This is a genomic window from Methylibium sp. (assembly GCF_965279545.1).
Taxonomy (GTDB): Bacteria; Pseudomonadota; Gammaproteobacteria; order Burkholderiales; family Burkholderiaceae_C; genus Methylibium.
Genome location: NZ_OZ257250.1, coordinates 1,509,783 through 1,528,972 on the forward strand (window position 1 = coordinate 1,509,783; position 19,190 = coordinate 1,528,972).

General features: G+C 71.1%; 16 protein-coding genes. 6 read left to right on the top strand and 10 right to left on the bottom strand.

What is annotated here, in order from left to right:
- Positions 1-12: 12 nt before the first annotated feature.
- From ACQY9S_RS07050 to queG, 5 genes are all read right to left on the bottom strand, one after another.
- On the bottom strand, positions 13-576 hold the full coding sequence (locus ACQY9S_RS07050) for a hypothetical protein (protein ID WP_428424250.1): 564 nt from the start codon (positions 574-576) through the stop codon (positions 13-15).
- Complete coding sequence (locus ACQY9S_RS07055; RefSeq protein WP_428424252.1) at positions 576-3,860, bottom strand: CHAT domain-containing protein; 3,285 nt, start codon at positions 3,858-3,860, stop codon at positions 576-578. Before ACQY9S_RS07055 ends, ACQY9S_RS07050 begins: the two co-directional genes overlap by 1 nt.
- The gene (locus ACQY9S_RS07060) at positions 3,847-4,689 is read right to left on the bottom strand and encodes a hypothetical protein (RefSeq protein WP_428424254.1); all 843 of its coding nucleotides are present in this window, start codon (positions 4,687-4,689) and stop codon (positions 3,847-3,849) included. Before ACQY9S_RS07060 ends, ACQY9S_RS07055 begins: the two co-directional genes overlap by 14 nt.
- Positions 4,676-4,888, bottom strand: coding sequence for a hypothetical protein (locus ACQY9S_RS07065; RefSeq protein WP_428424256.1), 213 nt, complete (start codon positions 4,886-4,888; stop codon positions 4,676-4,678). Before ACQY9S_RS07065 ends, ACQY9S_RS07060 begins: the two co-directional genes overlap by 14 nt.
- An 85-nt stretch (positions 4,889-4,973) precedes the next feature.
- Complete coding sequence (gene queG / locus ACQY9S_RS07070) at positions 4,974-6,068, bottom strand: tRNA epoxyqueuosine(34) reductase QueG (protein ID WP_428425626.1); 1,095 nt, start codon at positions 6,066-6,068, stop codon at positions 4,974-4,976.
- Positions 6,069-6,101: 33 nt separating this feature from the next.
- Between queG and tsaE the strand changes: the two genes are divergently transcribed.
- Complete coding sequence (tsaE, locus tag ACQY9S_RS07075) at positions 6,102-6,572, top strand: tRNA (adenosine(37)-N6)-threonylcarbamoyltransferase complex ATPase subunit type 1 TsaE (protein WP_428424258.1); 471 nt, start codon at positions 6,102-6,104, stop codon at positions 6,570-6,572.
- Between the two features lie 541 nt (positions 6,573-7,113).
- The gene (locus ACQY9S_RS07080; protein ID WP_428424260.1) at positions 7,114-8,466 is read left to right on the top strand and encodes an N-acetylmuramoyl-L-alanine amidase; all 1,353 of its coding nucleotides are present in this window, start codon (positions 7,114-7,116) and stop codon (positions 8,464-8,466) included.
- Between the two features lie 37 nt (positions 8,467-8,503).
- Here ACQY9S_RS07080 and ACQY9S_RS07085 read toward each other — a convergent pair whose 3' ends face one another.
- On the bottom strand, positions 8,504-9,157 hold the full coding sequence (locus ACQY9S_RS07085) for a DedA family protein (RefSeq protein ID WP_428424262.1): 654 nt from the start codon (positions 9,155-9,157) through the stop codon (positions 8,504-8,506).
- Between the two features lie 29 nt (positions 9,158-9,186).
- Complete coding sequence (locus ACQY9S_RS07090; protein ID WP_428424264.1) at positions 9,187-10,818, bottom strand: cation:proton antiporter; 1,632 nt, start codon at positions 10,816-10,818, stop codon at positions 9,187-9,189.
- 87 nt (positions 10,819-10,905) lie between these two features.
- Here ACQY9S_RS07090 and mutL point away from each other — a divergent pair, with 87 nt between their 5' ends.
- The 4 genes from mutL to ACQY9S_RS07110 all read left to right on the top strand — a co-directional run bounded on the left by mutL (position 10,906) and on the right by ACQY9S_RS07110 (position 15,965).
- Positions 10,906-12,708 (top strand): DNA mismatch repair endonuclease MutL, encoded by a 1,803-nt coding sequence (mutL, locus tag ACQY9S_RS07095; RefSeq protein WP_428424266.1) that lies wholly within the window; start codon positions 10,906-10,908, stop codon positions 12,706-12,708.
- 310 nt (positions 12,709-13,018) lie between these two features.
- The gene (locus tag ACQY9S_RS07100) at positions 13,019-14,305 is read left to right on the top strand and encodes a pseudouridine synthase (protein ID WP_428424268.1); all 1,287 of its coding nucleotides are present in this window, start codon (positions 13,019-13,021) and stop codon (positions 14,303-14,305) included.
- Positions 14,305-15,315 carry a tRNA (adenosine(37)-N6)-dimethylallyltransferase MiaA gene (gene miaA, locus ACQY9S_RS07105; protein WP_428424270.1) on the top strand — a complete coding sequence of 337 codons (1,011 nt, stop codon included), beginning with the start codon at positions 14,305-14,307 and terminating at the stop codon, positions 15,313-15,315. The genes ACQY9S_RS07100 and miaA overlap by 1 nt, the downstream gene beginning before the upstream one ends.
- Complete coding sequence (locus tag ACQY9S_RS07110; protein ID WP_428424272.1) at positions 15,312-15,965, top strand: ABC transporter ATP-binding protein; 654 nt, start codon at positions 15,312-15,314, stop codon at positions 15,963-15,965. Before miaA ends, ACQY9S_RS07110 begins: the two co-directional genes overlap by 4 nt.
- Positions 15,966-16,145: 180 nt before the next feature.
- On the opposite strand, the gene ACQY9S_RS07115 is transcribed toward ACQY9S_RS07110, so the two are convergent.
- The 3 genes from ACQY9S_RS07115 to ACQY9S_RS07125 all read right to left on the bottom strand — a co-directional run bounded on the left by ACQY9S_RS07115 (position 16,146) and on the right by ACQY9S_RS07125 (position 19,182).
- On the bottom strand, positions 16,146-16,274 hold the full coding sequence (locus ACQY9S_RS07115) for a hypothetical protein (protein ID WP_428424274.1): 129 nt from the start codon (positions 16,272-16,274) through the stop codon (positions 16,146-16,148).
- A gap of 50 nt (positions 16,275-16,324) precedes the next feature.
- Entirely contained in the window at positions 16,325-17,695 is a 1,371-nt protein-coding gene (locus ACQY9S_RS07120; RefSeq protein ID WP_428424276.1) for a pyridoxal phosphate-dependent decarboxylase family protein, read from the bottom strand.
- Positions 17,696-17,778: 83 nt separating this feature from the next.
- Positions 17,779-19,182 carry a diaminobutyrate--2-oxoglutarate transaminase family protein gene (locus tag ACQY9S_RS07125; RefSeq protein ID WP_428424278.1) on the bottom strand — a complete coding sequence of 468 codons (1,404 nt, stop codon included), beginning with the start codon at positions 19,180-19,182 and terminating at the stop codon, positions 17,779-17,781.
- Positions 19,183-19,190: the final 8 nt, after the last annotated feature.

Sequence of the window (19,190 nt, forward strand, 5' to 3'; positions counted from 1 at the left end):
AGCGGCCCGGCTTCACTGGGCCGACGGCGTCTTCAGCTTCCTGAGGTCCAGCTGCCTGACGGTTTTCGCCTTGGCCGGATCGGCAGCCGGCTTGACGGCGGCGGCCGGTGCTGCCGCCGCAGCGGGCACGGCGAGCCGGGCCGCAGGCGCCACCCCGGCGGTCGCGGGCCGCACCGGGAGGAAGGAGTCGGGGCTGGGGATCGGCATCGGAGTTCCCTGGGCCCGAGGCGGCGTCATCGTACCGGGCGCGCTCGCCGGGCGGGAGGGTGCCGGCGGCGTGGCCACCGTCTCCACGCTGCGCGAGGGCGGATCGATCTGCAGGACCGGCGGCTGTCTCTCGGGGCCGCGGATCTGAGGTTGCGCGGTCTGCGTTGCCGACGGCGGCGTGACGGTCGACGGCGCCGTGCCGCCACTGCCGCTGCTGCCGCCGGGCAAGCCACCGCCCGCCGACCGCGAGCCCGCGGGCGCGCCGCAAGCCACCATCAGCAGCAGACCGACGCCGCCCGTGGCGACGAGGCCGGCCCGTGCGAATGTGCGCACGAAAGCCCGTGCAAGCGAGGATGTCAGCGTGTTCATCAGTCCCACCTCCCTATCAGCTCGAAAGCCGCCCAAAAGTACGGATGTGCCTGTTCGCGCAGCATGGCCCGCTGCGCCAGCGCCAGGGCCTGCGCGACCCCGGCACGTGGGTCGCGACGCCAGGCCGCGTAGAAATCGACCATCAGCCGCTCGGTGCTCGCGTCGTCCACCTTCCACAGGCTGCCGAGCACGCTGCGCGCGCCCTTCTCGGCCAGCCCAGCCAGGCCGAGCACCAGCTCACCGTCGCCCTGGCGTGCGCTTTCGCAGGCGCTGAAGGCGACCAGCTGCACGCGGCGCAGGCTGCGCCGCAGGTCGTCGAGGTCGTCGCCGCTCAGGTCGTCGCCGCCCCACAGGCGCACGAAGCTGCCGGCGCGGCTGGCGCTCATCACGGCGTGCGAGGCGAGGTGCAGCACGAGCGCGGGATGCTGCGCATCGAGCTGCCCCAGCCAGGCGCGCAAGCGCTGCTCGGTGCTGTCCTCGTTCAGGTAGGGCGGCTGGCCGAGGACCTGCGCGACCTGGCGCACTTCGGCTTCGACATGCGGCAGGTCGGGCTTGGACACGCCCATCACCAGGGCCGCGGCGGCACCGGCCGCCGCGGCCGTGGCGGCCACGGTGGTCGGCGTGACGATCACCGTCGCGTAGCGCTCGCCGAGGTAGCGCTGGCCGTCGAAGAGCGCCGCCATCGGCAGCTCGCGCAGCACGCGGTCGAGCACGAACGCGAGCACCGTGCCGGGCGCAGGCTGCACCGGCAGCGCCGACGGACCGAAGCCTTCGAGCAGCAGGCGGTGCAGCTCCCGCAGCGGGCCGGCCTGCAGCTGCCGTGCGCGCTCGGCCAGCAGCGCATCACGCTGGGCGGCGGGCGCGGTGTTCTTCAGCGGCGCGGCCTGCGCCAGCGCGCTGCGCAGGCCATCGGCCAGTGCCTGCAGTTGCGCGCGGCCCACCGGCAGGCTGCGCGCGAGGTAGCCGTCCTGGCCCGGTGCGCGCAGCAGCAGGTGCAGTTCCCGCTCTTCGACGATGGTGACGAGCAGGTAGACACCAGGCTCGGTGTCGGTGGCCTTGCTCCACTGGTCGCGGAAGGTTTCGGGCAGCGCGAAAGCCGTGTCGGCTGCCGGATCGCGGCCGGCCCCGGCCTCGATCTGCGCGACGCAGTCGTCCTGCAGGCGCAGCAGCGCCGTCTGCTGCCGCCGCAGCTCGCGGCGCAGGGCGCAGTAGGCCGGCAGCCCGGTGTCGGCACGGCAGGCCGCGTTGTCGAGCGGTGCATCGCCGTCATCGCGGCAGCAGGCTTCGCGTGCGCTGGTGCGCTCGGCCTGCCAGCGCTCCCGCAGCGGCCAGAACTCGGCCTCGCGAGGCGCCATCGCAGGGTCGCAGCGCGCCGGAATGCTGCTGCCGGGCAGGCCGGTGGCCCCCGGCTCTTCGGCGCCCCGCGTGCCGCGCCATTGCTGTTCGAGCAGTTCCCGGCTTTGCGTGAGCAACGCCACGCGGTGTGCGCTCTCGAAGCGCTTCAGACGCACCAGCAAGCCGGCGTACTCGCGGTACAGCTCGGAGTAGCGGCGCGCGAAGGCCGAGCGCGCCTCCTCGTCCAGGCCGCGCTGCGGCGGGAGCAGGCGTTCGACCTCGCCCACGGCACGCGCATAGCGCGCCAGTGCGGTCTGCGGCGCGCGGGCCTCGATCAGCCGGGCCAGGCCCCACCAGGCGATGGCGGCCGTGTCGGGCGTGGTGTCGCGCAAGGCGGCCAGCCACGCGGCGTGCGCTTCCTCGGCACGCCCCTGCATCCAGTAGGCCCAGCCGAGCGAGGCCTGCACCGAGCCGCGCAGCGCCGGGTCGCCGGCGCTGCGGCGCGCGGCATCGAGCAGGCGCTCGCTGGCGGTGAGCGGTTGTTCCATCGCGAGGTCGGTGCCGGCCAGGTCGTTGAGCACCCGGGCTTCGTCGAGCGCCGACTCGCCCTGCCCGCGCAAGCCGGCGAGGGCGGCTTCCAGGTGGCGGCGTGCGCGCGGGTAGTCCGGCGGGTCGCTGGAGCGCGCGATCAGTCCCAGCAGGTGTTCGGTCTTCGCCGCCTCGCGCGGCAGCCCCGTCTGCAGCGCCAGCACGCGGGCGACCTCGACTTCCTGGGTGGCGCGAGCGTAGTCACCGAGCCGGAACAAGGCACTGCCCAGGTCGAGCCGGACCGCGCGCTCCTGCGTGGGGTCGGCCGCCGCGGCATAGAGGCCGGCGGCTTCGTCGAAGGCGGCGACCGCCGCCTGCAGGGCCGCGCCGCTTTCGCCGCGCACCAGCCGCAGCCCCTCGCGGTAGCGTGCGAACGCGAGCACGCGGCGCATGCCGCCGCTGCGCGCGAGGCCCAGGCCGCGTTGCAGGGCCGCGTCGGCGGCGGCAGCGTCGGGCGCCGCGATCGACAAAGCGGCATCGGCGAGGTAGATGGCCGCTAGCGCCTGCGCCTCGCGGTCACGGGCGTCCTGCGCGGCCGCCAGGCTGCGCTCGAAGGCCTGCCGCGCGGCCGGTGCGTCGCGCGTCGACAGCGCCAGGTCGCCCAGCGTGCGCTCGGCCTCGGCGCGCATCAGCGGCGAGGCGGCGCTCTGCAGGGCCAGGCGCAGCTGCTCGCGCGCTGCGGTGAACTCGGCGCGCGAGGCCGCGACGATGGCCAGCGTGGTGTGCGCCTCGCTGGCGATGTCGCCGGCCTGCGGCGCAGCGCCGGGGCCGGACCCTTCGGCTTCGGCCTGCCGAGGCCCCGCGCGGGGCAGCGAAACACTCGGGTCGTCCCGCCGGGCGCCCGACCCGGAGGCAGCCGGGGCAGGCGCTGCCCAGGGCTCCAGGCAGCCCAGTGCCTCCGCCGCCAGGCCCTGCGCCTCCCGCAGGTCGAAGGGCACGCTCAGGCGCGCCAGCCGGCTGCTGGCGTGGCAGCGCGCCAGGCCGGCCGCGGGCTCGACGACGAGCGCGCGCTGGGTTGCCAGCGCCTCGCGGTTGCAGCCCAGCACCTTGAGCGCGCGCGCCTGCAGCGAGCCGGCCTGCAGCCGCTGCGCGGCACCGTCGGCGGCCCGCGACAGCCATGCCAGTTGCGCCGCCGCCGCGCGGAAGTCGCCGGCCTCGTACAGGCCGCGGGCCGCGCCCAGGTCGCTCGCCCGTGGGTCGGGTGCGATCTCGCAATGCGCCGGCGAGCGCGGGTCGGGCGCTCCCGCGCCGCCCGCCGCGGCGGTGCCCGCCACCACGCACGACAGTACCGCTGCCCACGCACGCCAGCGGCCCGGCCGCCGCGGCGCCGCCGTGGCGCGGGGCGGCTCAGGGCGTGCCACCCGCCGTTTCGAACATCTTGCGCGTACCGGCATAGGCTTCGGCCACGAAGGGCAGCGCCTCGTTGACCTTCAGCACGGCCGACGCGAATGCCGGCCGCAGCGGCTGGAGCACGGCGGTGCGCTGCGCATCGATGTCGCGCACCGCCTCCTTGTAGGCGGTGACGTAGGCCGGCATGGCCTTGGGGTGCTGGCCGCTCAGGTCGACCAGCAGCACCGGCGAGGCGGTGTCGATGACCGGCGCGCCCTGCGGCGAACGCGCGACGATCTCGCCCAGCGGCCTGCGCGTGCCGACCAGGAACGGCCCCACGCCCGCCAGCCGCCCGGCGAGTTCGGGCACCGGCTGCAGCGCCAGGCGCAGCTGGTTCACGTAGGTGGTGGCCAGCGTGAAGTCGTAGTGTTTCAGCGTGAACAGCCCCCCGGTGTAGTCGCGCGCCGGCAGGCAGAACTGGTTGGCCTGGCGCAGCACGGCCGCGTCCGCGATCGTCGCGGCGGCTTGGCCGGCCTGCACCTCCCGCAGCAGCAGCTCCAGCGCACGCCGCGCGTTGGCGACCGCGGCGCTGCCGCTGGCCGCGTCGGCGCCACCCACGTCGCCCACCAGCACATAGGTGTAGAGCGCGGTGCGCGGGCCGGTCCAGGCTTCGTCGGGCGCGCGGTCGAGCGCGCGCCAGGCATGGACCAGGACTTCGGCGCGTTCGCCCCCCGTGGGCGGCGGCGCCGTGGAAGGCAACTCGGCGCTGTCGCCCGGCGGTGTGCCGCAGCCCTGCAAGCACGCCGCCGCCAGCAGCAACGCGAACGAGAGCCGTCGCAGCGCCCCCTCACCGCTTGCCATTGTTCTTGCCCTCCTGGCGCCCGCGCGCCGCACGGCGGCGTGCGATCAGACCGGCCGCTGCCGCACCCAGCACCGCGGCCAGGCCGATGAGGTTGGTGAACTCGCGCGCGTCGATCTCGGGCCAGGCCCAACGCACGGCGGCGTAGACCAGCAGGCCGCACAACAGGCCCACACCCACACTGCCGAAGATCGCACCCATCGCCACCTCGCCGCTCGTGTGGCGGCCTCATGGTCGCCGAACCACGCCAATGTGGCAGGCCGCGCCTGCGCGTACAAGCCTAGACCTAGGGAAGGGGGTCAATCGGACCGGCAGGCTCCGGCGCGCCGTGCGCGGGCCGCTGCGCCAGCGCCCAGTCGATGTGCTCGCGCAGCAACTCGCTCGCGCCGGCCCGCTGCGACTGCAGCGCCCGCGCGAACGCCGCCTCGCCGCTCTCGCGCCAGGCATTGCCCAGCGCCACCGCGAGATTGCGCCGCCAGCGCGCATGGCCGATGCGGCGGATCGCACTGCCCTCGGTGCGCTTCAGGAACTCGGCCTCCGACCACGCCCACAGGCCCAGCAGGGTGGGCGCGTCGAGCGGCTCGCGGGTGTCGAAGTCGGGCAGCGCGGCGCGGCTGGCGTACTTGTTCCACGGGCACACCAGCTGGCAGTCGTCGCAGCCGTAGATGCGGTTGCCCATCGGCGCGCGCAGCTCGACCGGGATCGGCCCGTCATGCTCGATCGTCAGGTAGGAGATGCAGCGCCGCGCATCGACCCGGCGCTCGCCGACGATGGCCTGCGTGGGGCACACGTCGATGCAGGCGCGGCAGCTGCCGCAGTGCGCCTCGACCGGCGCGGTGAGCGGCAGCGCGAGGTCGACATAGATCTCGCCGAGAAAGAACATCGACCCGGCCTCGCGCGACAGCGCCAGCGTGTGCTTGCCGCGCCAGCCGATGCCGCTGCGCGAGGCCAGCTCGACCTCCAGCACCGGCGCCGAGTCGGTGAACACGCGGTGCCCGAACGGCCCCAACTGCTCGGCGAGCCGCTCGGCCAGCGTCTGCAAGCGCGCGCGCAGCACCTTGTGATAGTCGCGGCCACGGGCATACAGCGACACGGTGGCCGCGGCCGGCTGGCGCAGGCGCTCGAACTCGATCGCCTGCCAGCCCTCCGGCAGCGAGCGCGGCAGATAGTCCATGCGCGCGGTGATCACACGCACCGTGCCGGGCACCAGCTCGCTCGGCCGCGCCCGCTTCAGACCGTGCGCCGCCATGTAGTGCATGCTGCCGTGGAAGCCCTGCGCCAGCCACGCGAGCAGGCCGGGCTCGGCGCTGCCGAGGTCCACGTCGGCCACCCCGATCTGTGAAAATCCGAGCTCCTGCGCTTCACGGCGCAACCCGGCCATCACGGCTTGCTCGTCTGGGGCGCCCGGCGTTCGATGCATCCACCGATTCTAGAAACGCGACAAGAACACTGGACCGATGAAGCCGCGTGCGCTGCACGGGCGGCGGCACTGGCGGCGCGCCCGGCACTGCGCGACGCCTTCATCGAGCTGCAGGGCCCGCTCGGCGCCGGCAAGACGACCTTCACCCGCCACCTGCTGCGCGCACTCGGCGTCACCGGCCGCATCAAGAGCCCGAGCTACGCGGTGGTCGAGCCCTATGAACTCGACAGTGGGCCGGCCTGGCACTTCGACTTCTACCGCTTCGGCGACGAGCGCGAATGGGAGGACGCGGGCTTTCGCGACATCTTCGCCGGCCCGGGCCTGAAGCTGGTCGAATGGGCGCAGAACGCCGGCGAGACCCTGCCCGCGCCGGACCTGCGCGTGGAACTCACGCCGCTCGAATGCGACCAACGGGCCGTGAAACTCATCGCCTACACCGAACGCGGCCTGGAGCTGCTGAAATGAACCACCGCCCTGCGCCCTGCGATGACGCGAGGTCGGGGCCACTGCCTCCGCGCGGCGCTTGGCGCGAACTCGACGCCTTGCGCTCTTGGCAGGCAGGCATCGTGGCGGGCCCGAGGGCGGCGAGATGGTTTGGGTGTTCGACGGTCGTCCGACAACCCGGTGGATCGTGGCAAGGCGGTGGGCGGGGCCGGCGGCGCGCGTCTGCGGTGCCGAGCAGCGCAGCGCAGCAGGGGGCAGTCCGCCGCGGGCGGCGGACCGGCGAGAACGCTCTATGCAGCAACGCGTTCAGCGTTGATGCGGAGCGATCGCAGCCGCCCCTGCGCAGCGAGCAGCGCAGGGAAGTCGGCCCCACGGGCCGACCACCGCAGTCAAGCGCCGCCGGCCCCGCCCACCGCCTTGCCCGCGCGATGCCGGCACACTCACACACACACACGCAAAGCGCGGTGGAGCCACTGGCCCCCACGCTCCCCGCGCTCGCTGCCCCCCGGGCCCCGCATGGGCCCCTTCGTGACCCTTGGGGCGGCCCGGCGGGAGGCGGGTCATGAAGGCCGGTCGACGCAAGCTGCTGCAGCGCGGCGGCTCGCTCGTCCTGTTGCTGGGCGCGCACGAACTGGCCTTCGGCGCCAGCATCGTCGCGGTGCGCGTCTGGCCAGCGGCCGACTACACCCGCGTGACCATCGAGTCCGACATGGCGCTCGCCGCGCGGCACTTCCTGGCCGCGAACCCGCAGCGCGTGGTGATCGACGTCGAGGGCCTCGAGCTCAGCCCCGAGCTGCGCGAACTGGTCGGCCAGGTGAAGGCCGGCGACCCTTTCATCGCCGGCGTGCGCGTCGGGCAGAACCAGCCGCGCGTGGTGCGGCTGGTGATCGATCTGAAGCAGCCGACCGCACCGCAGGTGTTCACGCTCGCGCCGGTCGCCGCCTACCGGCACCGCCTGGTGTTCGACCTCTACCCGACCGCGGAGCGCGACCCGCTGCTCGCGCTGGTGCAGGAAAAGGTCTATGCCGACCGCGCGGCCGAACCCTCGGACCGGGCCGCGTCGGCGGTGAACGACGCGCTCGGCGACTTCATCGGCCAGATGGGCCACAAGCCCGCGGCGGGCCCGGCCGAGCCGCTGGCCGTGCCGCCGGTCGCGGGCAGCGAGCCGGCGTCGCCGGGGGCCGTGGCCGCCAAGCGCATCGCCGAGCGCCTGGTGATCGTGGCGCTCGACCCCGGCCACGGCGGCGAAGACCCGGGCGCGGTCGGCCCGACCGGCCTGCGCGAGAAGGACGTGGTGCTGCAGGTCGCGCAGCGCCTGCGCGAGCGCATCAACGCCCAGCCGAACATGCGAGCGATGATGACCCGCGACGCCGATTTCTTCGTGCCGCTGCACGAGCGCGTGCGCAAGGCGCGGCGGGTGCAGGCGGACCTGTTCATCTCGATCCACGCCGACGCCTTCGTCAAGCCGCACGCGCGCGGCGCCTCGGTGTTCGCGCTCAGCGAGTCGGGCGCCACCAGCGTCGAGGCGCGCTGGATGGCGCAGAAGGAGAACGCCGCCGACCTGGTGGGCGGCACCAACATCAAGAGCAAGGACGCCGCAGTCACGCGCGCCCTGCTCGACATGAGCACCAGCGCGCAGATCCGCGACAGCCTGAAGCTCGGCTCCGAGGTGCTGGGCCGCATCGGACAGGTCGGCCGGCTGCACACGGCGCGCGTCGAACAGGCCGGCTTCGCGGTGCTGAAGGCGCCCGACGTGCCCTCGATCCTGGTGGAAACCGCCTTCATCTCCAACCCGGAGGAAGAGACCCGGCTGCGCGACCCCGGCTACCAGACGCAGCTGGTGGAGGCGCTGCTCAACGGCATCAACCGCTACTTCGCGAAGAACCCGCCGCTGGCGCGCAACCGCTCGATGTAGCCCGGCGATGCGGCCCCGGCGGCCGTGCCGGCGAGGGTCAGGTCGCCGGCAGCTTCTGGCCCTGGCGGGCCCGCCAGGCGCCGAACAAGGCCAGCACGCCGGGGATCAGGATCATCGCCCAGATGATGTGGCTCAGATGCCGCTGCACCCAGGGGATGTTGCCGAACCAGTAGCCCGCCAGCGTGACGCTGCCGACCCACAGCAGCGCGCCGCTCACGTCGTAGAGCGTGAACTTGCTGCGGGTCATCAGCGCCACCCCGGCGACGAAGGGCGCGAAGGTCCGTACAAAGGGCATGAAGCGCGCCGCAATGAGGGTCACGCCGCCGTATTTCTCGTAGAAGGCGTGCGCCTGCTCGAAGGCGCGCTTGTTGAAGTAGCGCGAGTCCTCCCACTGGAACACCTTGGGCCCGAAGTAGCGGCCGATCGTGTAGTTGCTCTGGTTGCCGAGGATGGCCGCGGTGACCAGCAGCGCCAGCGCCAGCGGCAGGCTCATCAGGCCCACGCCGCACAGCGCCCCCACCACGAACAGCAGCGAGTCGCCCGGCAGGAAGGGCATCACCACCACCCCCGTCTCGACGAAGATGATGAGGAACAGCAGCGCATAGACCCAGGCACCATAGTCCTGCACGAAGGCCGCGAGGTGCACGTCGACGTGCAGGATGAAGCCGATCAGGTAGGTGACGAATTCCATGGGCGCCGATTATCGCGGGCGACGGCGGCTCACAGCCGCGCGCGGATGGCGCGCGTGATCTGCTCGGTCTGCTCGTCCAGCGCATCGCACACGAACTCGGCGCCGAAGTCGCGCAGCCAGGCCGCCTCGGCATCGGTGAGCGCCGCGCCGATGATCTCGAGCCGCGGGTTGAGCCGGCGCGCCGTGCGGCAGACCTGCATCTTGTCGACCAGCGGCATGTCGGCCACCACCAGCACGCGCGCCTGGGCCAGGCCGGCGGCGGCCAGCACGTCGGCCCGCCCCGGATCGCCGTAGACCTGGGCCACGCCGCCCGGCAGGCCCTCGAGGGCCTCGCTCGCCTCGTGCTGCACCACGCACAGCGGAATGCCCGCCTGCGCGCAGCGCTGCACCACGCGCCGGCCGAGCGAGCGGTAGCCGGCCAGCACCACCGCGGCCACCGGTTCGCCCGGCAAGAAGGCCGACGCCAGCGGCGGCTCCTCGTCGGACGGCGCCCGCTCCTTCGGCAGCCAGCGCTCGACCAGGCGAAACAGCACCGGGTTGAGCGCGATCGAAACGATCGCCGCCACCACCAGCGCGTCGAGCGCCTCCTTCGGCAGCACGCCCAGGCTCAGCCCGAGGCTCGCGAGGATGAAGGAGAACTCGCCGATCTGCGCCAGCCCCACGCCCACGGTGGCGGCGGTGCGCCAGTTGGAACGCAGCAGCAGCACGATCACCACCGCCACCAGCGGCTTGAGCAGCAGCACGATGCCCAGCACGGTCAGCACCAGCGCCGGCTGCTGCATCACCAGCGCCGGGTTGAACAGCATGCCGACGGAGACGAAGAACAGCGCGGTGAAGACATCCCGAAAAGGCGCCATGTCGGCGGCGGCCTGCGGACCGAAGCGCGACTGCCCGACCACCAACCCGGCAAAGAAGGCGCCCAGCGCCACCGACACGTGGAAGACCTCGGACGCCAGCACCGCGACCCCGAGCGCGACCACGAACACCGTCAGCGTGAACAGCTCGGCCGAGCGCGTGCCGGCCATGCGTTCGAGCAGCCGGCTGACCAGCCGGGTGCCGACCAGCATCACGATCGCGACGAAGGCCGCGACCTTGCCCAGCGCCAGCAGCAGCGCGCTGCCCAGCCCCCGGGCGTCCGCCGTGTCGCTGGCCAGCACCGGCAGCACCACCAGCGCCGCGACGGTGAAGAAGTCCTCGACGATCAGCCAGCCCACCGCCACGTGGCCGTCGCGCGAACTGAGCCGGTCGCGCTCGACCAGCATGCGCATCAGCACCACGGTGCTGGCCACCGCCAGCGCCATGCCGAACACCGCACCGGCCGCGTGCGACCAGCCGAAGGCGCGCGCCGCGGCCCAGCCGGCCACGCCGGCCACCAGGCTCTGCGCCACCGCGCCCGGCACCGCGAGCCGCCACACGCGCAGCAACTCCTGCGGGTGGAAATGCAGGCCCACGCCGAACATCAGCAGGATCACGCCGATCTCCGCCAGCTGCGAGGCCAGCGACTGGTCGGCCACGAAGCCCGGGGTGTTGGGCCCGACCACGATGCCCGCCAGCATGTAGCCCACCAGCGTCGACAGCCCGAGCCGGCGGGTCAGCGCCCCCAGCAGGAGTGCGAAAGCCAGGCCGCCGGCCAGGGTGACGATCAGCGTGAGGTCGTGCATGCGCTGCAGGGATTCCAGGGTCGACGGGAGCTATTCCCCGGACCATAACAGGCCGATAAGAAGTCCTGCCCTTCTACAATCTTTTCGATGAATGCAGTGCTGTCCCACGCCGGTCCGCGCCGGCAGATCCGCGAGCTGCCCGACGAGCTGGTGAGCCAGATCGCCGCCGGCGAGGTGGTCGAGCGGCCGGCCTCGGTGGTGCGCGAACTGGTCGACAACGCGCTCGACGCCGGCGCGCGCGAGATCGCGGTCAAGCTGATGGCCGGCGGCGTGCGCTCCATCGTGGTCGAGGACGACGGCGCCGGCATCCCGGCCCACGAGCTGCCGCTGGCCTTGAAGCGCCACGCGACCAGCAAGATCGGCTCGCTCGACGAGCTGGAGAACGTGACGACGATGGGCTTTCGCGGCGAGGCACTAGCCGCCATCGCCGCGGTGTCCGAGCTGTCGATCGCCAGCCGCAGCGCCGACGCGCCCCACGCGCAGCGGCTCGACGCGCGCTCCGGCGAGCTGTCGCCGGCCGCCCGCGGCGTGGGCACCAGCGTGGAAGTGCGCGAGCTGTTCTTCAGCACCCCCGCCCGCCGCAAGTTCCTGAAGACCGACGCCACCGAACTCGCGCACTGCCTGGAGGCGGTGCGCCGCCACGCGCTGGCCCGCCCGGACGTCGGCTTCACGGTCTGGCACGAAGGCAAGCTGCTGGCGCAGTGGCGCCGCGCGCCGCTGGAGCAGCGCATCCGCGACGCGCTGGGCGAGGACTTCATGGCGCACAGCCGCGAGCTCACGGCCCAGCCCACCGGCCTGCGCATCAGCGGACGCATCGGCCTGCCCGATGCGGCGCGGGCGCGGGCCGACGAGCAGTACGTCTACGTCAACGGCCGCCACGTGCGCGACCGCCTCATCGCCCACGGCCTGCGCTCGGCCTACGCCGACGTGCTGCACGGCGGGCGCCAGCCGAGCTATTTGCTGTTCATCGAGATCGCGCCGTCGCGCGTCGACGTGAACGTGCACCCGACCAAGATCGAGGTGCGCTTTCGCGACGGCCGCGAGGTGCACCAGGCGGTGCGCCACGCGGCCGAGGACGCGCTCGCACTGCCGCGCGCCGACGAAACCCGGCCAGCGCTGTTCGAACCCACCATGCCCGCGGTCTGGAGTTCGCTGCCGACGCAGGCCGGGCTCGGACTCGGCGAGGCAGGCAGCCGGCTCGGCGTTGCCGAGCGCTCGCCCGCCTGGCCCGCCACGTCCACCGGTGCGGTGGACCTGCTGCTGCAGGTGGAACTCGCCCCGCCGGCCGCCGAGAAAGGCGCCGACGACTGGCCGCTGGGCCGTGCGCTGGCCCAGCTCGGCGGCGTGTACATCCTGGCCGAGAACCGCGATGGGCTGGTCATCGTCGACATGCACGCGGCCCACGAGCGCGTCGTCTACGAGCGCCTGAAGGCCGGGCTCGCCAACGCCCGCATCGAAGCGCAGCCGCTGCTCATTCCCGCCATCTTCCCCGCCACGGCCGCCGAGGTGGCCACCGCCGAGGCCCAGGCGGACACGCTGGCGCTGATCGGCCTCGACCTCACCGCGCTGTCGCCCAGCGTGCTGGCACTGCGCTCGCACCCGGCGGCGCTGGCCGGCGGCGACATGGTCGCGCTGGCGCGCTCGGTGCTGGCCGAACTGGCCCGCTACGACGCCACGCAGGCGATCGAGCGCGCCCAGCACGAACTGCTGTCGAGCATGGCCTGCCACGGCGCGGTGCGGGCCAACCGCCGTTTGAGCATCGAGGAAATGAACGCCCTGCTGCGCGACATGGAACGCACCGAGCGCGCCGACCAGTGCAACCACGGCCGCCCGACCTGGCGCCAGCTCACACTGAAGGAGCTGGACCAGCGCTTCATGCGCGGCCGCTGAACGCCGCGACAGTGACATTCAGGCGCTGAGTACCGATCACGCGGTCGGCGAGAACGCTTGCAAGGACCGAGCGTTGCTGATCAGGCCGCCGGGTAAACAGCTCCGTTCGTGTCCCCCGCGGCCGGCCCCTCGGGCCAACCGCTCCTCCTTAACCTCACTTCGCCATTCACCCGACGCCCTGGTCGCACGAACCACCGTTGCGTGCAAAGGTCTTTAAACCCCAGCAGTCCGCGGTGTATCGAAGCGCCGTGACGGGCCGCTGCGTGGAGAGAAGCGCCCCCATGCGCGCCATGATCCAATCGACACCGACATGGCCACCCTCAAGCTCAAGAAGCCGGCGACCGGCACGCCCTCCTCTCCCTCGGCCGAACGCCGCGCGCCGCTGCGCAGCGGCGGCGTGAAACCCGCGCGCCCGACACTGGCGCAGGCCGAGGCCGAGCGCGCCAGGCAACGCGCGGAAAGCGCGCCACCACCGCGGCCCGAGCGGGCCGACGCCCCGCCGCGCGCCGGCCGCGCTGCACCCGCCGCGCCGCGCCACCCGCGCAGCGACGCACCGCGCCCGCCACCACGCCGCGAAGCACCTCGCACGGAGACCGGCCGGCCGCCGCGCGACCCCGGCCGGCTCGGCGCCGACCGCTCGCCACGTGACCCGAACCGCGCCTCCGAGCGCCCCGCCCCACGCGACCCGGCCCGCGGGCCGAACACAGACCGCCGCTCCCCCCGCGCCGCGGAGGGTGGTGCACCGCCGCCCCGCCCATCGGCCAGGCCCTCGCAGCGCCCGCCACCCCGCCCGGCCCCCGCTCGCGCCACCGCCGCCACACCGCCTCAGGAGCTCAACCCGCGCCTGTCCAAGCGCATGAGCGAACTGGGCCTGGCCTCGCGCCGCGAGGCCGACGAGTGGATCGAGCAGGGCTATGTGCGCGTCGACGGCGTGGTGGTCGACCAGCTCGGCGCCCGCGTGCGGCCCGAGCAACAGATCACCATCGACCCGCAGGCCAGGCTGGAACAGGCGCAGCGCGTGACGGTGCTGCTGCACAAGCCGCTCGGCTATGTGAGCGGCCAGGCCGAGGATGGCCACGCACCGGCCTTCACGCTGGTCACGGCGGCCAACCGCTGGCCGGGCGACGGCAGCAAGCAGCGCTTCAACGCCAGCCAGTTGAAGCACCTGGTGCCGGCCGGCCGCCTGGACCTCGACTCCACCGGCCTGCTGGTGCTGACGCAGGACGGCCGCGTCGCCAAGCAGCTGATCGGCGAGGACAGCAAGGTCGAGAAGGAGTACGTGGTGCACGTCGCCTGGACCGCGCACCCCGAACTCGCCGCCTTGAACGAAGCGTTTCCGGCCGAGCAGCTGGAGCGCCTGCGCCACGGCATCGAACTCGACGGTGAAGCGCTCAAGCCGGCCAAGGTGTCGTGGCAGAACGAGCAGCACCTGCGCATCGTGCTGCGCGAAGGCAAGAAGCGCCAGATCCGCCGCATGTGCGAGCTGGTGGGGCTGCAGGTGCTGGCGCTCAAGCGCATCCGCATCGGCCGTGTCGGCCTGGGCGAGCTGCCGCCGGGGCAGTGGCGCTACCTCGGGCCCTTCGAGTCCTTCCTGTGATGCCGGGGCCCGCAGGCGCGGTGGCACCGGGGCGGCCGGCCGCCGCCGCCGCTGCCCCGGCGGGCCTCGACTGCCTCTGCCTGGCCGGCCCCACCGCATCGGGCAAGACCGCGGCGGCGTTGGCGCTGGCGCGAGTGCTGCCGGTGGAGGTGGTCAGCGTGGACTCCGCGCTGGTCTACCGCGGCATGGACATCGGCACCGCGAAACCCAGCGCGGCCGAGCGCGCTTTGGTCCCGCACCACCTGATCGACCTGATCGAGCCCTGTGCCGCCTACTCGGCCGCGCAGTTCATCGCCGACGCGCGGCGCGCGATGAGCGAGATTCGCGCGCGCGGCCGGCTGCCGCTGCTGGTGGGCGGCACGATGCTCTACTTCAAGGCACTGTTCGACGGCATCGACGCCCTGCCCGTCGCCGACCCGGCGATCCGCGCCGCACTCGACGCCGAGGCCCGCGAACGCGGCTGGCCGGCGCTGCACGCCGAGCTTGCAGTGGTGGACCCGGCGACGGCCGCGCGGCTGGCGCCGAACGACGCGCAGCGCGTGCAGCGCGCGCTGGAGGTGTGGCGCGCGACCGGACAGCCGCTGTCGAGCTTGCACAGCGGGCGCTTCGACGCGGCGCCCGCGGCCCCGCCCCGCACCGCGCTGATCTCGCTGGAACCCGCTGACCGCGGCTGGCTGCACGCGCGCATCGGCGAGCGCTTCGCGGCGATGCTGGCCGCCGGCCTGGTGGACGAAGTGCGGCGGCTGCGCGCGCGCAGCGACCTGCACGCCGAGCTGCCGGCTATGCGCTGCGTGGGCTACCGCCAAGGCTGGGCCGCGCTGGACGCCGGCGATCCGCCCGACCTCGAACGCCTGCAGGAGCAAGGCGCCGCGGCGACCCGCCAGCTCGCCAAGCGCCAGCTCACCTGGCTGCGAGGGATGCCGTGGCGGCACGTGGTGGCCTGCGACGCGCCGGACGCGACCGCGCAGGTGGTGGCGCTGGCACGGCGGCTGGTCGAGGGCAGCGGATGAGCCTGCTCCGCATCGACGGCCTCGCCAAGCGCTACGGCGACAGCACCGTGTTCGAGCACGTGTCGCTGCGCGTGGAGGCGGGCGAGTTCGTCGCGCTGCTCGGCGAATCGGGCGTCGGCAAGTCGACGCTGCTCAATGCCATCGCCGGGCTGGACACGGTGGATGCCGGCCGCGTGGAACTCGACGGCGAGGACGTGACCGCCCTGCCCGAGCGCGCGCTGGCGCTGCTGCGGCGCGCCAAGCTCGGCTTCGTGTTCCAGGCCTTCCACGTGCTGCCGCACCTGAGCGTGGCCGACAACGTGGCGCTGCCGCTGCTGCTGCTGGGCCGCCCCGACCCGGCGCGCGTGCAGTCGGTGCTGGCCGCGGTGGGCCTGGCCGGCCTGGGCGAGCGGCTGCCGCAGCAGCTGTCGGGCGGGCAACTGCAACGCGTCGCGATCGCGCGCGCCGTGGTGCACAGGCCCCGCCTGATCCTGGCCGACGAGCCGACCGGCAACCTCGACCCCAGCACCGCCGAGCGCGTGATGGACCTGCTGGCGAGCGAGGTGCGGCAGGAGGGCGCGGCATGCGTGCTGGTGACGCATTCGACTGCGGCGGCAGGGCGGGCGGATCGGGTGCTGAGACTGACGCCGCAAGGGTTGCAGAGCGTTTGAATGTTTGAACTGAGTCGACGGCAATCGGCCATCAGGAGCCGTTCACCAGTGGCGGCTTTCTGGTCTACCAGCTTTGTCCTGAGCTCACTGTCTTGCTGCAGAGTAACGTCACGACCAGCTGTGAAACGAGCCGTCTGCGACAAGCAGACCTGTTCACCGCCACAATTCATCTATTGAGTTTTACGTAATCCATGACATCACCACGCTCGGCCTGCGTCCAGCCATCTGCACGGCACCGCGCGTGCTTTCCAAGTACTCGCGCACGGATGCGGCCTTGTCCTGCGCCGCGCCGTCCCAAACGATCAGCATGAGCCCCTCGCTTCGCTCAGCGAGCGACCATGATGTCTAGTCGTGTGCAATCAAAGCTCCAGCGCAACCTCTTCGATCAACTGGAAGAGGCTTTCAAAGTGGCGCATCGGCAGGCAGGGGTTGAGTATTGTCAGCTTTAGCGCTGCGCGCCCGTCCAGTGTGGTTTCTCCGATCACAGCCACGCCGCTCTTAAGGAGTCGTGCACGCAGGCACCGGTTGAAGTCGTTTACGTCTCCGGCTTGGCCCGACCGTCCGATAAATCTAAAAAGGACCGTTGACAAGTTCGGCTTGGCCAATAGTTCGAACGCGGGCAACTTCTGCACCAACGCTGCGACCGCCTTTGTCTGCATCAGAAGGTGGTCCACCATCTCCCCCATAGTCAGGTCTCCGACTGAGCGAAGCATCATCCAGACTTTCAAAGCATCGAACCGACGCGTTGTCGAAATCGCCTTGTCAACAAGGTTTGGCAAGTCGTCAGTCTCACGATTGAGATAGTCGGCGTGGTGCCGCAGGTGTGAGAAGTTCCGCTTGTCCTTCAGCAGCAATGCACCGCAGCTGATCGGTTGAAACCACAGCTTGTGGAAGTCGACAACAACGGAATTGGCCCGCTGAATGCCGGACAGGCGATGCTTCGCTCCGCTCAGCATCAGCGCACCACCGTACGCCGCATCGACATGGAACCAAGCATTGTGCCGCTGTGCGACCAGCGCCAACGCTTCGAGATCGTCAATCGCACCGTGGTCAGTCGTTCCAGCGGTCCCGACGATGGCAAACGGAATCAAACCGGCTCGCTCGAGGTCGACCATCTTCGCGCGGAGTGCCTGGATGTCCATGCTGCCGTCGGGTAGCGATTGGACATCCACCACCGCCTTCTCACCCAGGCCCATGATGGACGCCGCCTTCTTCAGCGTGAAGTGGCTCTTGGTCGAACCGACGATCCGCAGCGTCGAGAAGTAGTCCGGCAGACCGTCCTGTTGCACGTTGTGACCTGAGCGCTGTTGTATGGCTGAGTCTCGGGCCATCAGCAAGGCCATGATGTTGCCCTGCGTCCCACCGCTGGTGAAAACGCCGTCCGCATCGGAACCGAGCTGGAAAAGCTCTGTCAACCAGGCGACGACCCGCTCCTCGACGAATGTGGCCGACCCGGACTGGTCCCACGAGTCCATGGATGGGTTCAACAGGGAGATGAATCGCTCGGCAGCGATCCCGCTAATCATCGGCGGGGTGTGAAGATGGGCGATACAGCTCGGATGCTGAACGAGTATCGAGTGGCGCGCGATGGTTTCGCAAGCTTCGTCAATCGCTTCCGCCAAGGGCAAAGCGTTCGACTGGGTCAGCGGGAAGTCGAATATCTTCTGCCGAAGGACCTGTGGGTCGATGCCAGAGTACGGTGACCTTGCATCCGCGAGGAGCTCGCTCAAACGGTCGGTGCACCTGTTCATTGCATCTCGGTACTCACGGGTCTGGTCAGGACCCGTGGAGACGAAGTGTTGATGCCAAGTACTCATCGCGCACATACCCCAACGGCCTGTTCGAAGGCCCACGCCGCGTAGTTCACCTGCTTCTCTGTGATGTTCAGCGGTGGCAGGAAGCGCAGAACCGCCCCGTGGCGCCCGCCCTTCTCGATGATGAGTCCGTGCCGCAAAGCAGCTCGCTGGATGTTGTTGGCAAGTTCCGGGTCTGCCAGGGGTTGCCCCAGCACATCCATTACGTCGGCCTTGACGACCTCGACCCCGAGCATCAGGCCGCGGCCGCGCACCTCGGCAATGCATGGTTGACGCTGCTGCAAGTTGCGCAGCTTGGCCGTGAGGATTTCCCCCATGTTCAAAGCGTTCTGCGCCAAGCCGTCGCGTCGGATGATTTGCAGCGTCTTCATTCCCGCCGCCATGGCCAATTGGTTACCGCGAAAAGTTCCGGCATGTTCACCAGCGTCCCAAGCGTCGAACTTCTTCTTGAAGACAAGGCAGGACAGCGGAAGTCCACCGCCAACCGCCTTGGACAGCACCAAGATGTCTGGCTCGATGCCTGCGTGTTCGAACGCGAAGTTCCGCCCCGATCGAGCAATGCCACATTGGATTTCGTCGAAGATCAGCAGGATGCCGAGCTCAGAGGTGATGCGGCGGATTTCACGTAGCCACATCGCTGAAGCCGGCAGCACCCCACCCTCACCCTGAATCGGCTCCAAGATGATGGCCGCCGGCTTCACGATGCCACTTTCCTGGTCGTGCAGAACCGATTCGATGTAGCGAATCGATGCGCGCTCACCGGCCTCGCCGCCGGAACCGAACTTGCAGCGCAGGCTGTAGGGAAACGGGAAGAAGTGGACGTCGGGCATCAGGCCGCTGCGGCGCGCCTTTGCATTCAGGTTCCCCATCAGCGAAAGAGAGCCGTTCGTCATGCCGTGATAGGCGCCATGAAACGAGAAGATGTTGCTACGGCTGGTGGCGAGCTTCGCAAGCTTGAGGGACGCCTCGACGGCGTCCGAGCCGGAAGGACCGCAAAACTGAATACACGAATCTTCGGCGAACGCCGCGGGAAGGAAGGCCATCAGCTCGTTGACAAAGCCGTCTTTCACCGGTGTCGTGATGTCCAACGTCTGATATGGGAGACCTGCGCTCAGCTGGTTCACGATCTCCTGATTGACCTCAGGATGGTTGTGTCCAAGTGCAAGCGCGCCGGCCCCCGATAGGCAGTCAAGATAGACCTGCCCGTTGGTGTCTTCTATTTGCGCACCCGACGCGCGCTTGATGGCAATGGGGAACCGACGCGGATAGGACCGCACGTTCGACTCCAGTCGCGCCTGATTCGACAGAACCTTATCGACGGGAAATTCGTATTGTCCAAAACGGCCTGGAAACGCGTCCACGACGCGAGAGTCTGAAGTTACGGAAGAGAGCAGAGTGTCCATGACAGATC

Excerpts from the sequence above, each read along its gene's own strand:
- ACQY9S_RS07050 (WP_428424250.1), bottom strand. The coding sequence starts at position 576 with ATGAACACGCTGACATCCTCGCTTGCACGGGCTTTCGTGCGCACATTC.
- ACQY9S_RS07060 (WP_428424254.1), bottom strand. The coding sequence starts at position 4,689 with ATGGCAAGCGGTGAGGGGGCGCTGCGACGGCTCTCGTTCGCGTTGCTG.
- ACQY9S_RS07065 (WP_428424256.1), bottom strand. The coding sequence starts at position 4,888 with ATGGGTGCGATCTTCGGCAGTGTGGGTGTGGGCCTGTTGTGCGGCCTG.
- queG (WP_428425626.1), bottom strand. The coding sequence starts at position 6,068 with ATGGCCGGGTTGCGCCGTGAAGCGCAGGAGCTCGGATTTTCACAGATC.
- tsaE (WP_428424258.1), top strand. The coding sequence starts at position 6,102 with ATGCATCCACCGATTCTAGAAACGCGACAAGAACACTGGACCGATGAA.
- ACQY9S_RS07080 (WP_428424260.1), top strand. The coding sequence starts at position 7,114 with ATGAAGGCCGGTCGACGCAAGCTGCTGCAGCGCGGCGGCTCGCTCGTC.
- ACQY9S_RS07085 (WP_428424262.1), bottom strand. The coding sequence starts at position 9,157 with ATGGAATTCGTCACCTACCTGATCGGCTTCATCCTGCACGTCGACGTG.
- ACQY9S_RS07090 (WP_428424264.1), bottom strand. The coding sequence starts at position 10,818 with ATGCACGACCTCACGCTGATCGTCACCCTGGCCGGCGGCCTGGCTTTC.
- mutL (WP_428424266.1), top strand. The coding sequence starts at position 10,906 with ATGAATGCAGTGCTGTCCCACGCCGGTCCGCGCCGGCAGATCCGCGAG.
- ACQY9S_RS07100 (WP_428424268.1), top strand. The coding sequence starts at position 13,019 with ATGGCCACCCTCAAGCTCAAGAAGCCGGCGACCGGCACGCCCTCCTCT.
- miaA (WP_428424270.1), top strand. The coding sequence starts at position 14,305 with ATGCCGGGGCCCGCAGGCGCGGTGGCACCGGGGCGGCCGGCCGCCGCC.
- ACQY9S_RS07110 (WP_428424272.1), top strand. The coding sequence starts at position 15,312 with ATGAGCCTGCTCCGCATCGACGGCCTCGCCAAGCGCTACGGCGACAGC.
- ACQY9S_RS07115 (WP_428424274.1), bottom strand. The coding sequence starts at position 16,274 with ATGCTGATCGTTTGGGACGGCGCGGCGCAGGACAAGGCCGCATCCGTG.
- ACQY9S_RS07125 (WP_428424278.1), bottom strand. The coding sequence starts at position 19,182 with ATGGACACTCTGCTCTCTTCCGTAACTTCAGACTCTCGCGTCGTGGAC.